The sequence below is a fragment of the Acinetobacter lwoffii genome (assembly GCF_024129685.1).
Taxonomy (GTDB): domain Bacteria; phylum Pseudomonadota; class Gammaproteobacteria; order Pseudomonadales; family Moraxellaceae; genus Acinetobacter; species Acinetobacter lwoffii_X.
In genome coordinates this window covers 93861-111580 of sequence record NZ_JAMXXL010000008.1, presented here as the reverse complement: position 1 = coordinate 111580, position 17720 = coordinate 93861, and the positions used below count along the sequence as shown (strand labels likewise).

General features: G+C 43.0%; 16 protein-coding genes. 6 read left to right on the top strand and 10 right to left on the bottom strand.

Annotated features, from left to right (window positions below; genetic code table 11):
• Positions 1-392: 392 nt before the first annotated feature.
• Positions 393-1448 carry an aromatic ring-hydroxylating oxygenase subunit alpha gene (locus NI464_RS05950; RefSeq protein ID WP_086044847.1) on the bottom strand — a complete coding sequence of 352 codons (1056 nt, stop codon included), beginning with the start codon at positions 1446-1448 and terminating at the stop codon, positions 393-395.
• Positions 1449-1726: 278 nt separating this feature from the next.
• On the opposite strand from NI464_RS05950, the gene NI464_RS05945 reads away from it, so the two are divergent.
• Entirely contained in the window at positions 1727-2650 is a 924-nt protein-coding gene (locus tag NI464_RS05945) for a LysR family transcriptional regulator (RefSeq protein WP_086044846.1), read from the top strand.
• A gap of 76 nt (positions 2651-2726) precedes the next feature.
• Here the strand turns inward: NI464_RS05945 and hpxO are convergent, their stop codons facing one another.
• On the bottom strand, positions 2727-3884 hold the full coding sequence (gene hpxO, locus NI464_RS05940) for an FAD-dependent urate hydroxylase HpxO (RefSeq protein WP_086044845.1): 1158 nt from the start codon (positions 3882-3884) through the stop codon (positions 2727-2729).
• A 210-nt stretch (positions 3885-4094) separates the two neighbouring features.
• Between hpxO and alc the strand changes: the two genes are divergently transcribed.
• Both alc and NI464_RS05930 read left to right on the top strand, forming a co-directional pair.
• Positions 4095-5099, top strand: coding sequence for an allantoicase (gene alc / locus NI464_RS05935; RefSeq protein ID WP_253137948.1), 1005 nt, complete (start codon positions 4095-4097; stop codon positions 5097-5099).
• A 12-nt stretch (positions 5100-5111) separates the two neighbouring features.
• Entirely contained in the window at positions 5112-5609 is a 498-nt protein-coding gene (locus NI464_RS05930) for an ureidoglycolate lyase (RefSeq protein WP_004646920.1), read from the top strand.
• Between the two features lie 57 nt (positions 5610-5666).
• Here NI464_RS05930 and NI464_RS05925 read toward each other — a convergent pair whose 3' ends face one another.
• The 5 genes from NI464_RS05925 to puuE all read right to left on the bottom strand — a co-directional run bounded on the left by NI464_RS05925 (position 5667) and on the right by puuE (position 9822).
• Positions 5667-6380 carry an outer membrane protein OmpK gene (locus NI464_RS05925; protein ID WP_086044844.1) on the bottom strand — a complete coding sequence of 238 codons (714 nt, stop codon included), beginning with the start codon at positions 6378-6380 and terminating at the stop codon, positions 5667-5669.
• 126 nt (positions 6381-6506) lie between these two features.
• Positions 6507-7865, bottom strand: a complete 1359-nt coding sequence (locus tag NI464_RS05920; RefSeq protein WP_086044843.1) for a nucleobase:cation symporter-2 family protein — start codon at positions 7863-7865, stop codon at positions 6507-6509.
• A 30-nt stretch (positions 7866-7895) separates the two neighbouring features.
• Entirely contained in the window at positions 7896-8216 is a 321-nt protein-coding gene (uraH, locus tag NI464_RS05915) for a hydroxyisourate hydrolase (protein WP_004280258.1), read from the bottom strand.
• Positions 8213-8716 carry a 2-oxo-4-hydroxy-4-carboxy-5-ureidoimidazoline decarboxylase gene (uraD, locus tag NI464_RS05910; protein WP_085064723.1) on the bottom strand — a complete coding sequence of 168 codons (504 nt, stop codon included), beginning with the start codon at positions 8714-8716 and terminating at the stop codon, positions 8213-8215. Before uraD ends, uraH begins: the two co-directional genes overlap by 4 nt.
• A gap of 143 nt (positions 8717-8859) precedes the next feature.
• Complete coding sequence (gene puuE / locus NI464_RS05905) at positions 8860-9822, bottom strand: allantoinase PuuE (protein WP_085064722.1); 963 nt, start codon at positions 9820-9822, stop codon at positions 8860-8862.
• 310 nt (positions 9823-10132) lie between these two features.
• Here puuE and NI464_RS05900 point away from each other — a divergent pair, with 310 nt between their 5' ends.
• The 3 genes from NI464_RS05900 to NI464_RS05890 all read left to right on the top strand — a co-directional run bounded on the left by NI464_RS05900 (position 10133) and on the right by NI464_RS05890 (position 13010).
• Positions 10133-11182 (top strand): Rieske 2Fe-2S domain-containing protein, encoded by a 1050-nt coding sequence (locus NI464_RS05900; RefSeq protein WP_153566505.1) that lies wholly within the window; start codon positions 10133-10135, stop codon positions 11180-11182.
• 249 nt (positions 11183-11431) lie between these two features.
• Positions 11432-12736: a type II toxin-antitoxin system HipA family toxin gene (locus NI464_RS05895; protein WP_085064720.1), complete on the top strand. Its 1305-nt coding sequence runs from the start codon at positions 11432-11434 to the stop codon at positions 12734-12736.
• On the top strand, positions 12729-13010 hold the full coding sequence (locus tag NI464_RS05890) for a helix-turn-helix domain-containing protein (RefSeq protein WP_085064719.1): 282 nt from the start codon (positions 12729-12731) through the stop codon (positions 13008-13010). Before NI464_RS05895 ends, NI464_RS05890 begins: the two co-directional genes overlap by 8 nt.
• 204 nt (positions 13011-13214) lie before the next feature.
• On the opposite strand, the gene NI464_RS05885 is transcribed toward NI464_RS05890, so the two are convergent.
• The 3 genes from NI464_RS05885 to NI464_RS05875 form a co-directional block, all read right to left on the bottom strand.
• Entirely contained in the window at positions 13215-14663 is a 1449-nt protein-coding gene (locus tag NI464_RS05885; RefSeq protein WP_085064718.1) for an NAD-dependent succinate-semialdehyde dehydrogenase, read from the bottom strand.
• A 16-nt stretch (positions 14664-14679) separates the two neighbouring features.
• The gene (gene gabT / locus NI464_RS05880) at positions 14680-15942 is read right to left on the bottom strand and encodes a 4-aminobutyrate--2-oxoglutarate transaminase (protein ID WP_004646932.1); all 1263 of its coding nucleotides are present in this window, start codon (positions 15940-15942) and stop codon (positions 14680-14682) included.
• 347 nt (positions 15943-16289) lie between these two features.
• On the bottom strand, positions 16290-17561 hold the full coding sequence (locus NI464_RS05875) for a Glu/Leu/Phe/Val family dehydrogenase (RefSeq protein ID WP_228305206.1): 1272 nt from the start codon (positions 17559-17561) through the stop codon (positions 16290-16292).
• Positions 17562-17720: the final 159 nt, after the last annotated feature.

The window sequence follows — 17720 nt, the reverse complement described above, 5'->3', positions numbered from 1 at the left end:
TCATCCGCAGATTATGCACGAATGCCAAGAAATTTGGAGTGCAAATATTAACCAAAAAGAAGATCATTTTTTGATTTATGAAAGAGATCTATTAAAATATATTAATATTTTTTATAATTCAATTTAGCTTGTAATGTACTGAGGGGGTAATGTTCTAAAGATATTATTCTTTTCTCTCCTCATTGAAGGAGGTTGGAAATCTCTAATCGGAGCTTGCCTGGATTGATTTATTTAATTTCCAAATTTTGAAAATATTAATCAATTTTAATTAATAAATAAGGACATATAAATAATATTTTGATCATTCAAAAATAATATAAATAAAAACCACTATATTAGAATATAGGGTTTCTATTTAAAATTTAATCTATATTTTTTAATTTTAAAATATATTAGACCACATAACGTTTACTTAATCCCCACTCAGCTAAGATTCGACGGTAAGTCGTTGAAGAGCGATCCGCTTCAAAATGTGCTTCCATGGAAATATCGAGCGGTAATTCTTCAGGTTTCTGGCTTTCCACCATGTCCTGATCTTCGGCAAAAATTTGTGCATTGAAGTCATATACTGCCTGTAAATCTCCTGTGGTATCGAAGTTACGTGTCAGTGGCACAAATAAACGGGTTTTATTGTGTGAGACCGGACAACAAGCATTGAGAATTTTTAATTGTCCCTGTTCTGGGAAATGTACGGTAAGCACCGCAGAAAACGGTGGATAGACATCAAATACCCGTTTCCACAAAAAGCCTTCCGGCGCCAGATCTTGCATCCCATGCGGATAGTTGCTGACATCACTGACATATTCGGTATGTAAACCATATTCGGTCCGTGCTGTTGAATATTTGGGCACTACCTGATTTTCAGGATCTGCGAAAGAACCCTGATGAACCCAGGCAAAATGTGCAACATCAATAAAGCCTTCCAGTTGACGGCCACTTGAGCCGCCAATATCCACAAACGGCGGTAAAATTGCCTGATGATCTGGCATCTCCCAGGTATCTAAAACAGGAAAATTGGCTTTTGCTTCGTCACGGCCAAAAATACTGGTCCAGATCAAGCCATATTTTTGCACTACTGGAAATTTGGTCAGAGAAAAGCGCTCAGAAATGTTGGTCAGCTCGGGTTGTGCAGGAATTTTGATACATTTTCCCTGGCCATTGTAGTGTAAGCCATGATAAGGACAGACCAGATTTTCACCCGAAACCCAGCCTTTGGTTAAGGGTACGCCCCGGTGTGGACAGAGATCACGAACCAGGTGAATTGCACCACTGTCTGTTTTATACAGTGCAAGTTTGACATCAAGCAGGGTTACTTGTTGCGGTTGGGTAGAAACGTCCTGAATCCGTGCAACCGGATACCAGTGACGAGCCAGAATTTCCCAGTCCTGATCATCAAACTGGCTATAGCAGGGTTTGTTGAATAAATTGATGACTGGAATGGCGTTCATATCAAACCTATATTCTTACTGTGGATGGTCTCTTTTTACAGGCCTTGAACAGTACAGAACTGTGCAATTTTGGCTTTGCTTATGATTGAAATTACTTAATTTATTGTCATTCTGTCTATTAGAATGATTCGTACTATTCATTCTTAAAATTAGAACACATCAACCATGTACAAATGTACTTGCCGATTAAAGCTACCTTCTTTGGCATAAAACTCGCATAAACACGTTTATCTCAAATATTGATATAAATAAACGGTGGTACTTGCTTGACTAAATTGATGAATACGCCTTTTTCCCGATTTTCAGAATATTTTATCGCGGTGGCGAAAACGGGAAGTTTACGCAAGGCCGCAGATCAATTATTCATTTCCGTGTCTGCAGTACATCGGCAAATTGCTCTGGCTGAAGAAGAACTGGGAATTATGTTATTTGAGCGCTTGCCCAATGGTTTAAAACTGACACTGGCGGGCGAATTACTCTATGCCGATGTTATGAAATGGCAAAAAGAATTCCAGCAAACCCGGATTCGCTTTGATGAAATTCAGGGGCTTACGCGTGGGACCATCGAATTTGGTTTAATTTCTGCCTTGAATGATGGTTTTGTCATGCAGTCCGTGCAATATATGTATGAACATTATCCCTGGATTAATTTTAATATCCGGGTCGCAGACAGTGAAATTGTAGCCAAAAAAGTGATTGAGGCAGATCTGGATTTTGGCCTGATCCTGAATCCAAAATCCCATCAACATATTGAAGTCCTCCATTTTCTGGAACTGCCTTTAGGTTTTGTGATGGGTAAGTCTCATCCTCTTGTTCAAGCAGAAAAGATTTATTTTTCCGATACCTTGAATGACAACCATTTTATTCCGGCCGACCCCCTGATTATTCATGATTATGTACAGGCACTGTATAAACATCATCAATTTATACCCGCACGTAAAACGGAATCGAATGATATCCGCCTGATGAATACTCTCATTAAGGCGAATACCGGGATTGGAATTTTTAGTTATCTCGATGTTTTACCCTATGTCGAGCGAGATGAAGTGGTCTTTAAACCTATCTCTGAAAAAGGGCTGCATCCGCTAACCCTTGCTCTCTGTGTGGCGCCTAAACGCCAGATTTCACGCGTTTCCCAGTTGATGATCAAACATATTATTGAACAAATGGAGGCCTTAAAAAGCAAGGTGCAGCAACTGTAGTATTTTCATACTTAAATAACAAAAACCGCGATGGCTAAAATCGTGGTTTCTCGATATGTGATGCTATTAATGAAACTTAATCCAATGGATTACCCACAATATTGCTAATAATGCCTTTCATAATATGTGGGCCTTGCTCTTTCCGTAGGTCTGCATACCAGTCTTTGGTAATTTGCTCATCTTTCATATGCGTGACATCACAACGCTTACGTGCACGTAGCAGCAATTCATTGGCGCGTTCATTGCGTTTATTCTGATAACGTTTCAGGGCATCTTCCAGACCTAGCGTATTAATTTGTAAGGCACGTGCCAGATAGACCGCATCTTCCATTGCCTGGCAACCTCCCTGCCCGATATCCGGTGTGGTGCTATGTGCCGCATCCCCTAAAATTACCACACGGCCCTTATAAAACTGGTTAAAAGGCTCAATATCATGGATTTCGACACGATTGGTTTTCTGCTCATCAATACTGTCAATCAGGCATTGAACCTGGGAGCACCAGCCAGAGAAATATTGCTTTAATAAGATCTTATATTCCGAATGTTGATTCTCCAGACCTGCGGGCAATGGCACATCAAAGAAGAAATAAAAGCGATGCTCTGCCACAGGCATCAGTGAAGCGCGTTTGCCTTCACCGACAAAAGTGGTCCACTGCTGTGCGGGCGCTAAATCTTCAGAGATCTCAACCAGTCCGTTCCAGTTCACATAGCCAGCATAACGGCGTTCAACCTGTTTGCCCAATACATACTGACGCGTCATGGAATGGGTACCATCTGCGCCAATCAATAATGCTGCAGAAACAGTGCTGCCATCCTGAAAACCGATTTCAACGTGTTGCCCCTTATCCTCAATAGACATCATTTTTTTACCGAGCTGAATATCCTGCCGGCCAAACGCATCCATTAACATATTTTGTAATTCAGCACGCGATACCGGATATGGACGTTGACCGACTTCTTCAATTAACGGCGCCAAACTAAACTGCGTCATGACCTCGCCATTCAAACCATCGATATAGGCTAAGTCATTCATCTGGCCACCTAACTTTGCTACCTGTTCAGTTAAGCCCAGATAGTTCAAACACTTCACCCCGTTTGACCACAAGGAAATTGCAGCACCGACAGGTAAAATCTGTTCTGCCTGCTCATAGATGGTGACCCGATGTCCGAACTTTTTTAGTGCAATTCCTGTGGTTAATCCGCCCATGCCTGCCCCAATAATTGCAATCTCCATCTATTCCTCCTGGCTATTTCATCTTCATTGCCAGCTAAAATGCTAAAAACGTGCCATCCTGAAAAAAATGCACTAAATAAATAGCAAGAGTTGGCACACGCTGTGCTTTTAAATTCCTTCAATGTCCTGTTTTTATAAAGGCAGAAGACCTAAATTTGTATTTATAAAAGTGCATATTCATGTGACGTATACCAATGATGGAAATTTAAGATGGCGACCTTATTAGCTCCAATTTTTGATCTGCCTGCTCCAGTACAGCAGTTAACTAACCTTGCAGATGCCCGAATTGGCGCAGAAATTCTTGAATGTTCAGATGAGTTTTTTGCTGAAGCAAAACGCATGTTGCAATTTGAGGCACCGGTCTTTATCGAAGACAAGTTTGATGAGCATGGCAAATGGATGGATGGCTGGGAAACCCGTCGCAAGCGCCACACGGGCTATGATTGGGCCATCATTAAACTTGCTGTTGCAGGTCAAATACAGGCACTGGATATTGATACGACTTTTTTTAGCGGTAATTATCCGGCCTCTGCTGCTGTGCAAGCATGTTATGCGCTAGATGGAAATCTTGATCAGGCAGAATGGATCAGCATTATAGAAAATAATGTCTTGGGCCCCAGCCAGCATCATATTGTTCAGATTTCAGCAAAGCAGATATTTACCCATGTCCGTTTGAATATTTATCCTGACGGTGGGATTGCACGTTTTAAGGTCTATGGTCAGGTAAAAATCAATCTGCAAGATAGTGATCAAATGCTAGATGTTTTGGCACTAGAACATGGTGGCCGTGTCGTTGCCTATAGCGATGCGCATTTTGGACATCCACGCAATCTGATTAATCCGGGACGTGGCATTAACATGGGCGATGGCTGGGAAACCAAACGGCGTCGTGCTCCAGGATTTGACTGGTGCATTTTGGCTTTAGGCGCCAGTGCCCGAATCGAGAAAATTGAAATTGATACCGCCCATTTTAAGGGAAATTTCCCTGCAGAGGTTTCTATTCAAGCCATCTATGTTGAGGATGCAACCGATGAGCAACTCATTCCACAAAGCATGTTCTGGCCTTTTTTGTTAGCAGCCCAACCTATGCAAATGGATCATATTCATCATTACATCAATGAAATTTTACAACACGAAAAAATTTCCCATATTCGTGTCAACATGATTCCGGACGGTGGCATCAGCCGGATTCGTCTCTGGGGAAAATTGGCTTGAGTGATCAATGATATGTCTATGCAAAGTATAAAAATACAGCCTTTAAGCACTGAAAGTTTTCTGCCTTTTGGAGAAGTCATTGCCTGTCAGGGTAATCATTATTTTCATATCAATGAGCAGCAGACTGAGCGTTATCATGCCCTGGCTGAAGTAGAAAGTGACACCAAGGTCGGACTGAGTATTTTTAGAAATATGCAAGCTACGGCAATTCCTTTTCAAATCTCAATGCTGGAAAGGCATCCTCTAGGATCACAGGCTTTTATTCCGATGCACGGCCAGCAATTTTTAATCGTTGTAGCGCCTGAACTTGATTATACACAGCCCGATATTAGTCAGATTCAGGTATTTATCAGTGATGGTTCTCAAGGGATAAATTATCGTGCCGGAACCTGGCATCATCCATTATTGACCCTTGAAGCACCCAGCGAGTTTGTCGTAGTGGATCGTATAGGTAGCGGATCAAATTGTGATGTTCATCCTTTTCCTGAAAACATCCAGATCGTATTTTAAACGCATTAAAAAAAGCCCTTTTATCAGGGCTTTTAACTTATTTCTTCATCACTTTGCCTAGAAGTGATATTTCACTAAAGCACTGACATTATTTTCATCGGCATTTGGGATACCGAATTTGTTGTTCCAGATAGAATGTTCAATCCCCAGATATAAATTGGTGTCTGGAGAAATGTGTTTACCGACATTCCATTTCCATTGGGTGGTCCAGTTCATCTCGCTGTCATGAGTATCTTCTTCTGTAGACCAGTCCAAGAAGCCATCCACCAGAAATTCTTCAGTTCCCAGTTTAATTGGCACGCCATAGGTCAGTGTCAACTGGTAATCATCATCAATATTCTCATTATTCACGCGATAAAGGTTAATGCTGGCATAACGGAAATATGGAATATCCAGATCGAAACCTACGCCGTACAGGAAGTTATCAAAACCCTCTCCACCTTCCCAGGTCGTTGAAACCAGTACATCTTTAACCGGACCAAAGGCAAGCTTCTGACCCGACACTTCACCCAAGCTCAAACGTGGTGAAAATTCAAAATAACTGGATTTAAAGTCATCTGCGCCGCGCATACGGTCAATGAAGAAGAAGACATCTGCATATTTTATTTTTGCCGTATATTCAAAGGTCGCAGTCGCCTGTTTCTCATTGACCACCTCATAGTTTTCTCCATAAAGTCCGGTGACACTGAAGTCTTGCCAGATCGGTTTTGCCTGTGCGGATGCCGCACCCAATACAAGTAAAGTTGCAGCAGTAAGTTGAGTGAATTTCATAAATAAGGGTCCCCAGTGGAATGAAAAAATCACATTCTGAATTAAGCAAAAACAAAGCCAACATTTTTAATTTTTGATAAAAAAACAGCCCACTTTCCGGGCTGCTTTCATTCTGGTTTAAATTTTCTAATGGGGAAGTTTTGCCACAATTTCTGTAGTTGCTGTACTTTTATTTTTAAATAAGTTCAGTTGATTGAACAACAGGTTGAGTAAAATGGCCATTAAGCAGGTTGAGCTGATGCCTGAATGAAACAAGGTTTGTACCCATTTTGGAAAATTGGCATAAAAGGAATGATCAATAATTGGAATCATACCGGCAGCAATAGCGGTCGCAACAATGATGAGATTTTTTTGCTCGTTATAATCAATTTTAGCCAAGGTACGAATCCCGCTTGCAGCGACTGTTCCAAAAAGTACCAGACCTGCACCACCTAATACCGGTACAGGAATGGCAGCAATCAAACGTCCCATAATGGGCAGTAAACCCAGCACTACTAAAATCATGCCACCCGCAGCGACCACAAATCGGCTTTTAATTCCGGTAATCGCCACCAAGCCGACATTTTGCGCAAAAGCACTTTGCATAAATGAACCAAAAACCGGTGCCATCGCACTCGATAACATATCGGCACGCAAGCCATTCGAGATACGATCCGCATCCACTTTGGTACCTACAATCTCACCCACTGCAATGATATCTGCTGTGGTTTCGGTCATAATCACGAGAGTAACGATGAGCATGGAAATAATGGCTGTGAGCTCAAAAGTCGGTAGTCCAAAGGCGAAGAAGCTAGGTACCTGAATCCATGTCCCAGTCGCAACTTTAGAGAAATCACCAAAACCGAATAAATAAGCCAGTACTGAACCTAAAACAATTGCCAGTAAAATAGACAAGCGACGAATAGCAGCATGTCGGCTCAAATTCAGGCAGACGACTAAAGCTAAAGTCATGAGTGCCAGACCAATATTTTCGACACTTCCCCATTCTGATGCCTTGGGATTGCCGCCCATCATCCAGCGGACTGCTACAGGTAATAAAGACAAACCAATGATAGTAATGACGCAACCGGTCACGACTGGTGGAAAGAAACGGATAATTTTGGAAAAATAAGGTGCGAGGAAAAAACCGATCAATGATGCGACAATGACTGCACCGTAGACGGCTTGCAAACCACCGCCTGTAGTCACAATCGCGACCATCGTCGCAACGCCAGCGAAAGAAACCCCTTGTACCAAAGGTAATTTCGCGCCGATATATTTCACCCCAACGGTTTGCAAAATTGTGGCTAAACCACCCACAAATAGCGCCGCCGCAATCAATAATCCAATTTGATAAGCCTCTAGGCCGGCTGCTGTTCCCACGATTAAAGGTGGTGCAATAATTCCACCATACATGGTCAGTACGTGTTGCAAACCATAAGCTGCACTTTTCCCCGCACCTAAATATTCATGTTCAGGTGATATTGTTTTACTTTGTTCTGTCATTTTTCTCACCCTCAAAGTCTAAATATAAAATCAGCTTCCGCGATATGTGGAGTACGCGAATGGGCTGATCAGTAAAGGAATATGAAAATGCTGGAATGCATCTTTCACATAAAAATGAATAACTGCTTTAGGAAAAAAAGTTTCTAAACCCAAACCTTCAAAATAAGCAGATGTAAAAAACTCAAGACTATAGATACCTGTTTTTAAATCGACTATGCCAAAATCACTGACGCGACCGTCTGTATTGGTTTTTGTCTCAGCAAGCAAGCGACCGTCTTCAGCAAAAAGTCGTACCACCACGTCTGTCGCAGGTTTTCCCAGATGTGTATCTAAAATATGTGTGCTAATCATGCATGAAGCTCCTGAGCCAGTCGTGACAAGGCAATTTCTGCCAGTTGATGATGGACAATACGTTTCTCAATCTCTGGATCATTTAGCAAACGATAGTTCAGGGCTTGAAGGACGTCTTCACTGCTCAATCCAGCAGCTTTGATCAGAAAGATAAACCCATATTTTTTTTCATAGGCAAGATTGCCTTTAAGCAGCGCGAGCTGGGTATCGTCATCTGCTGTAATGCCGGATTGCTCACGATGGGAAAAGTCTTTTTCTATTTCACTTAATTCAGCCTGTGCCTGTTTTTCACCTATACGGGGATGATTATCCAGTGCAGTTTTAATCTCATCCCAACTCCAGGTCGCCGCTTGTTGTTGCGCTGCATTCAAAATATCCTCAAACGATGCATAAGGACGTTTTGCGGCAAGCTCGGTCGACCAGCTGGGTATTTGCACACAGTGCTTTAAAAAGATCATCGCATCTTCTGTTGATGCTTGATTAAATTCAACAAGTTGCACTATTCAATCGCCTGATTATATTGCTTGGTTATTTAAAACTGGTTTTGCAATAACAGTGCCAAAGCTGATGTGTTTGTTATTTTTATAAAGTACATGACTCAAAAAAGAGCATCTAAACTGATCTTTTCCAATATATTTTATGATTATGGCGCATGATGGTTATACCAGTGCTCGGCAATATCCCCACGGCGGCAAATCCAGACCTTGTCATGATTCTGAATATAATCTAGGAACTTTTGTAGTGCTTTAAAACGTCCCGGCCGTCCTAAAATACGGCAGTGCATGCCAATCGACAGCATTTTTGGCGCAGTTTCACCTTCGGTATAGAGCACATCAAAAGCATCTTTGAGATATTGATAAAACTGTTCCCCGCTATTAAAACCGCCAGGTGAACTGAATTTCATGTCATTGCTATCCAGGCTATAAGGAATAATCAAATGCGAACGTGTTTCCCCTGCCTGATTGGTCAAGGTGCTCCAAAATGGCAAGTCATCCCCATAGTAATCAGCGTCATATTTGATTTGAGGAAAATCAGCCAGAAGTTGACGGGTATTCGGACTGTCCCGACCGGTATACCAGCCGATCGGTGCTTCACCAAACAGGCTTTCCAGAACGCTGACCGCCTGATCCATATATTGGCGTTCCATTTCAATCGGCATGTCCTGATAATGTAGCCAGCGCTGACCATGTGAAACGACATCATAATCGGCTGCTTTAATCGCCTCTACCACATAAGGATTACGTACCAATGCCATGCCGACCCCAAAGATAGTCATCGGCAAACCACGTTTCTGGAACTCCTGATGAATCCGCCAGAAGCCAGCACGTGAACCATATTCGTACATCGAATCCATCGACATATGTTTGTCTGGAAAGCTGGCAGCACCAATAATTTCAGATAAAAACTGTTCTGATCCCGTATCACCATGTTCAATGTGGTTTTCACCACCTTCTTCATAATTCAGCACAAACTGTACCGCGACACGCGCGCCGTTTGGCCATTGCACTTTTGGTAGTTCGCCATGATAACCAATCAGGTCACGCGAATAAGGTGCACTGCGAATGCTCTCGATAAGTTCTTGTCCGCGTAAGTAGCTAGTCGTCACATCAATTCCTTGTCGATTCTAGTAAATGATCAATGGTCTATACGCGTGATAAGCAATTTATGCGCCAAAGTAGAGCATTGAAATTGAGAGCACGCTTTTTAAAAAATATTTTCAGCGAGATTTAAGCTTAGAAATATCCCATCTCAATATTTGCGTAGTTGAACATAAAAAAACCTGGAAAGTTGCTTATTTTGTTTTTAATCGCCGGTCAGTGTTCTGATTTACGCAATCCTATGTCCTGTTAATTGAAATTTCATAGAATACCTTGCTGTTTTATAGTCCAGCTAAAGGTCACGACACAGAATCCATTATGAATACAAATATCGCCACTTTTATTCCCGACTTACCAGTCCATATGACATTCAAGGAACATGACTGGCATCTTTTGGCTCAGTACTGGTATCCGATTGCACTTGGGCGTGATATTACAGATCAGCCAACAAGTAGCATGCTGCTGGATATGCCGCTGGTGATTTATAAAATGAATGGTGAGTTAGTGGTAGCGAAAGATGCATGTCCGCATCGCGGTGTACCTTTAAGCTTGGGAAAAAATGACGGCCAAGGTGTGGTGTGTCGTTATCACGGTTTACGCTTTGGCAGTGCGGGTAAATGCAACCGTATTCCTGCACATCCTCAGCATAAAATATCGGAGCGTTTCCATCTGAAAACTTATGCTGCGGTAGAAAAATATGATCTGATCTGGTGTTCGTTAAGCGCTGAAAAGGATGCAGAACCTAATATTCCTCATATGCCTTTTTGGGATGATGCTGAGTATCAGCAACTGGTCTGCCCTCAGATAGACATTCAATGTTTTGCAGGAAGACAGCTCGAAGGTTTTATTGATGTGGCACATTTTGCCTGGGTGCATCCCGATACTTTTGGTGATCCGGAGGATGTAGAAGTTCCTGATTACAGTACGACAGAAACGGAGGTTGGTTTTAACGCAGATTACATCAGCAGTGTAGGACGTTATCCGATTGGAACCGAGCAGCGTGGCCAGGAAGATTTTAAATGGTTACGTCATTTCGAAGTGAGCCTACCCTTTACTGCAACACTTACGATTCATTTTCCAAATCATGCCAAGCAGGTCATCATGAATGCGGCTTCACCCATGACTGCGCGTTCAACACGACTTTTTGCACCTATTTGCCGCAATTATGATAAAGATTTACCGGTTGAAGATGCCTATGCCTTTAATATGAAAATTTTCGAGGAAGATCGTGTGATTGTAGAAAATCAGAAACCTGAATATTTACCTCTGGACTTATCTTTAGAAGCGCATTTTCCGGCAGATCGAAGCTCGAGTATGTACCGAAAATTACTACGTAAACGGGGATTTAGTCCTTTATTTGCTGCTTAAAATTTTATTCAAAAGAAAGATTCATAATAAATAACCAGGGTTAGAGCTCCTCTGATATTTAAAAATTAATTGGGTTATATATTGATTTCTATGAGGATACATCTTGTTATATAGCCTCATAAGCCTTGTATTCTGGTGAAGATAAGGCCTTTTAGAACGATAAAGAACTTTAAGAAGATAAAATTAGTTTTTTATTAAAATAGGTATATAATAAATAAAATCACTTTACTTTACTATTTTAATAAAATTATGGATCAATATTGCACACTGCAGATTTATCAGGAAGATGAATGGCTGGATTGCGCTATTGTTGAGATTGTCGGTCAACAACAAACTGGATGGCAAGCAGCCACGCGCACATCATATCTATTTGAATATGCTATTTCTTATATAAACCTAAGCGATGGGCATGCGCTAGCCTATCATTTACCAGTAAATGTGCAAAATACCTTGCAATCTACCTGGCCGGCCTTCCTGATGGATTTGTTACCTCAAGGTTATGGTCGTAAAGAATTACTCCGTCAGCTTAATTTTTCTGAAAATACTCAGGAACAAGCAGACTGGGCGCTTTTAAAAGCAGGTGCAGGTAATCCGATTGGTAATTTACGGATTAAAGAGGCTTATGAATGGCTACAGGGGCAGTTTCCTGTTCAGCAGAATCATGGCTTTAGCCTAGACCAAGTCGTAGAACGTCAAGAAAACTTTATTGAATCCTTAGCCTCTTATGGACTTTTTATTGCCGGCTCTTCTGGTATTCAGGGCGAGTGGCCAAAATTACTGCTGACTCAAGGTCATGATGACCTGTTCTATCTGGATCACACGCTGACAGATCATCAGGTCAAGCAGCATTGGCTGGTGAAATTCAGCCGTGGCAGCGATCAGAATTTAGATAAAATTTTGATGCACGAAGCCTTATATATGAAAATTGCCCAGTATCTGGGACTTCGTGTTCATCAGGAACTGGAGCTGCATGGCAAGACTTTATTCATTCCCCGATTCGACCGTAAAGTCATTGATGGGAAGGTTGAAAGAATCGCTCAGGAAAGTATTGCTTCTCTGGGAGGAAAAGCAGGTTTTGGGGTAAGAATGACCCATAACCAGATCTGTAGCCTGCTGATGCAATGCTGTACTGAACCAAAACAGGAAATCTTTGAATATTTGAAGCGTGATCTTGCCAATGTCGCTTTAGGTAATAAGGACAATCATACCCGTAATACAGCGATTCAACGTTTCAATAACGGAATCATTCAACTAACCCCATTATTTGACTTTGCGCCGATGTGGCTACATCCAGATGGTATTGCCCGAACTACGCGTTGGGAGCGAGATGATCATGGTGGTATGCCAATTTGGCATTCAGTGATTGAACAGATCGCTGAATGCACGCTCATCGATTCAGAAGAAATCAGAGCGGTGTTAATCGAGCAATTAGCACTTTATCAGGGATTACTCGAGCACATGCAACATCTGCAATTGGCACCTGAAATTCTGGAAAATAGCCAGTATCGAATTGATAATATTTGCCAACAATTGGAGGAGCTGAATCATGGATAAACGTTTTAAGCCCCTGACTCCGATTCAACAGATGCAAAAGAGATTATCTGTACTTGAAACCGTCAGTAACAATCCTGACTGGCCTTTTCATCAGGTTGCTCGCTTCATTCGTACCGAGTTGCACCTCACACTCAACGATATGGCTAAAATAACCAAGATTGCTCCCCAGACTCTACAGAAAATGGAGCAACCGGAAGCTAATCCAACACTCAAGTCTATGCAGAAATTACTGGATGCTTTTGGTTTAAAGTTAGAAATCAGGGTTAAATCCTGATAGAAATCTGATGCTTTAATTGATATTTAGGGGAATTTTAGAGAAGAAGAATGACTTAACAACTGAAAATATGCCCTCCTCCAATCTGTTTATTGAGTCCTTGCTCCATCGCAGGAATCCCGGTTTAAATTAAACACGGGATTCACTGGAGGCTGATATTTTCTCATCAGTTTTTTAATGAATAAGTTTACTTTTTAAACATCATTATGAAGAAATATCAACACAGAGATATTTCATTTCAAGGTATTCATCCATACCGAATTTAGACCCTTCACGGCCTAACCCTGATTGCTTGACTCCACCAAATGGCGCAACCTCATTAGAGATAGCTCCGGTATTGATTCCCACCATACCGTATTCTAAGGCTTCACCTACACGCCACTGACGTGCTGTACTTTGGGTAAATACATAGGTAGCCAGACCGAATTCTGTATCGTTCGCCATCTGAATTGCTTCTTCTTCAGTCTTGAAACGGAATAACGGCGCCAACGGTCCAAAAGTTTCTTCTTTTGCCACACGCATCTGCTGAGTAACTTCAGTCAGAAGCGTTGGCTCGAAGAATGTACCGCCCAGATTTGAGCGCTGTCCACCGGTTTTCACCTGTGCACCTTTGCTCACTGCGTCGGCAATATGTGACTGCACTTTTTCGATCGCAGCCTCATCAATTAATGGACCTTGGGTAGAAGCTTCATCACGGCCATCACCGACTTTCAGCTTGGCAACGGCAGCCACCAGTTTTTCTACCAGCGCATCATAAATGCCATCTTGTACATAAATCCGGTTCGCACAAACACAAGTCTGTCCACTATTACGGAATTTACTGGCCATGATGCCCTGTACCGCCTGTTCAAGATTGGCGTCATCAAAGACCAGAACCGGTGCATTGCCACCAAGTTCTAAGGACAGTTTTTTGATGGTCGGCGCACACTGCTGCATCAGGATACGGCCGACTTGAGTCGAACCGGTAAAGCTTAACTTTTTCACGGTTTCGCTTTCACATAAGACCTGACCCACTTCAACCGCATCACCACTGACATGCAGCAATACATCTTGTGGCAAACCTGCGCGCAAGGCCAAAACTTCAAGCGCATAGGCGGTTAAAGGCGTTTGTTCAGCCGGTTTAACCAGCATGGAACAGCCAGCAGCCAGAGCTGGCGCGGCTTTACGGGTAATCATCGCCGCCGGAAAATTCCACGGTGTAATGGCCGCTGTCACCCCAATCGCCTGCTTAATGACCAATAACCGTTGATGGGCAAGCGTTGGCGTCAACACGTCACCATCAATACGGCGTGCCTGCTCAGCAAACCAGCGGATAAAGGAAGCGGCATAACCAATTTCACCACGCGCCTCAGCCAGTGGCTTGCCCTGTTCAGCAGTCAGGATCTGAGCCAAGGACTCTTTATTTTCCTGCATCAGATCGAACCAGGCCCAAAGCACATCCGCACGTTCAAGAGCTGTCTTGGCTTTCCAGGCTTTCTGGGCTTGCTGAGAACGAACAATCAGCTGTTCTACAGACGCCCGGTCATGGGATTTTACCCAGGCCAAAGTGGCTTGGGTTGCTGCATCTTTGACTTCAATATATTCATCCGTGGCAGGCTGATCGAAGCTGATATCAGGATGCTGTAATAAATCTCTATATTGCGCTTGAAGCATGATCATTACTCTTTTATTAGGCTGCGACAGACAGTGCAAACCCTTGTTTCAAGATAGCCAATCCCGCACGGAACTGTTCTGCCGGAATCGTGAGCGGGTATAGGAAACGGATTACATTACCATAACGACCGCAGGTCAGGATTAACAGACCATTTTGCATGGCATGGTTTTGTACAGCTTTTGCCTGTTCCGCAGTTTCAAGCTCAACCGCCACCATTGAGCCCAGTGCACGAATATCTTTGACCATGCTAGATGACATTTTCAGTTCATGTAAAACATCAACCAGTTCTGCGCCTAGATCATTCGCTCTTTCACAAAGCCCTTCTTCTTCAATGATATCCAGTACCGCATGGGCAGCAGCAACAGCAACCGGGTTACCTGCATAAGTACCGCCCAATCCACCTGGATTTGGTGCATCCATGACTTCAGCACGACCCACAACGCCTGAGATCGGGAAACCGCCGCCCAGACTCTTTGCCATCGTAATCAGATCTGGCTTGGTTTCATAATAATCCATCGCAAACAGTTTACCTGTACGCGCAAAACCAGACTGTACTTCATCAGCAATCAGTAAAATGCCGTTTTGATCGCATAGGACACGCAAGCGTTTCAGGAATTCTGCAGGCACCACATTAAAACCGCCTTCACCTTGTACCGGTTCAAGCACAATTGCTGCTACGTCATGCGCAGCAATATCTTCTGCGAAAATATCTTCGATGCTTTGCATTGCATCATCAACACTAATTCCTTTGGATTCCACCGGATAACGGGCATGGAAAACACCACCAGGCATCACTCCAAAGTCGCGTTTATAAGGTGCAGTTTTACCAGTCATGGCCATCGTCATAAATGAGCGGCCGTGAAAACCATTGCCAAAAGTGACAATGCCATGACGGCCAGTATGGGCACGGGCAATTTTAACTGCATTTTCGACAGCTTCAGCACCAGTCGAAAAGAATGAGGTTTTTGCAGCACCTTGGATGGGAGCGCGTGCATTGATACGTTCTGCCAGAGCAACGTAACTCTCGTATGGTACAACCTGATAAGCCGTATGGGTAAATTTGGTTAATTGTTCAGTGACCGCAGCAATAATTTTAGGGTGACGATGGCCAGTATTCAGTACGGCGATCCCGCCCGCAAAGTCGATATATTGATTGCCTTCTGCATCCCAAATGGTCGAGTTTTCTGCTTTCTCTGCGTACCATTGACACATGACCCCAACACCACGTGGTGTTGCCTGCTGTTTACGTGCATTCAGTGCTGAGTGTTTACTGTCCATTTTGTATCCTCATTCTTGATTCATACGTTGTAAATTTTGCTATCCGGATCTTGGGATAGAAATTTGCCAAAGACTGGCTGATATGGTTCATTTTGCGCATTTATACGTATGAGACGAGAGCCACTTTGCAGCAGATCGAAGGAGCCAATTGGTCTAGTTGAAATTAGTAAAAGAGTCAAAATATAAAATTATTTTATTTATAAACAAGTATTTATGTTTTTAATAAAAATTGGCTCCTTTTTAAATAAAGAAGCCAATTTAAAAATCCATTGCAAAAATTTAGGATAGGTCATCATGGATTAAATCCATTCATTTTTATGGATTAATCCATCTTGCAAAAACTTCGCTTAACCCGGATAGATGCCGCGTTCCTGACGCGCCATTAAAATCCGCTCACAGGCCAGAATATAAGCGGCTGTACGCAAAGAACATCCGGCCTGGACTGATTTTTGCCATACATCCTGTACCGCATTTTTCATGCTGGCATCCATACGCTGATTAATCTCTTCCTCGGTCCAGAAATAACTGGCCAAATCCTGAACCCATTCAAAATAGCTGACCGTCACGCCACCCGCATTGCAGATTACATCTGGCACCACGGTAATATGACGCTCACTCAGAATTTCATCCGATTCAGTCAAAGTGGGACCATTGGCACCTTCCAGAATCATTTTGGTCTGAATATTTTGCGCGACCTGAGTATTAATCACACCTTCCAGCGCTGCCGGAATAAAGACTTCGGCAGGAATGGTCCAGAAAGCTGATGCAGAAATTTCATCACTGGTAGAAAATCCCTGAATTTTATGGTGGGCATTTGAGTATTCAAGCAGCTTTTTAATATCAATCCCCTCTTTCTGATACAGGGTGGCAGAATGGTCCTGAACACAGATCACTTTGCTGCCATTTTCCTGGAAAAGCAGCGCAGCTTCACTGCCCACATTACCGAAACCCTGTACACAAACCCGAGCATTTTTTAAATCCAGACCGATTTGCTGGGCAACTTCACGACCGCTAATAAATACGCCGCGACCTGTAGCTTTACTGCGGCCTAAAGACCCCCCTAAATGAACCGGCTTTCCGGTCACTACACCAGTAATCGTAGAACCCGCATTCATGGAAAACGTATCCATCATCCAGGCCATGATTTGCGGATTGGTTCCAACATCCGGCGCCGGAATATCTTTTTGCGGTCCAATAATTAAATTGATTTCTGCCGTATAACGTCGGGTCAAGCGTTCCAGTTCGCGCTTGGAAAGCTGGCTCGGATCAACTCGCACACCGCCTTTGGCACCGCCAAAAGGTAAGTTTAGAGCAGCACATTTGATCGTCATCCAGGCCGACAGAGCCATCACCTCATCTAAATTGACATCTGGATGAAAACGCACGCCGCCTTTGCCTGGACCGCGAGTTAAATTGTGCTGAACACGATAGCCTTCAAAATGCTGAACCGTACCATCATCCATGATGACCGGAACATCGACAATCAAACTGCGCTTTGGGCGTCGCAGCATGTCCAGTCGTTCACTCAGCTCACCCAGATAAGGCGCTACTTTATCCAGTTGCTTAAGATAATTGTTCCAGGCCGTTGTACCTTGCTCGGTATAGGTCAATCCTTTCATCATCATGTTCATTCTATGATCCTTTTGTTATATGCAGTCGTATGTCCTGGCGGCTGCAACACATCTCTATTCGGCTGTTATGGCAATCATTGCTTGATTCAGGTCTTAGTTCAGCGAGCTCCAAACAAAATCAGTGTCTAGATTTTCCGCTTTAGTTTT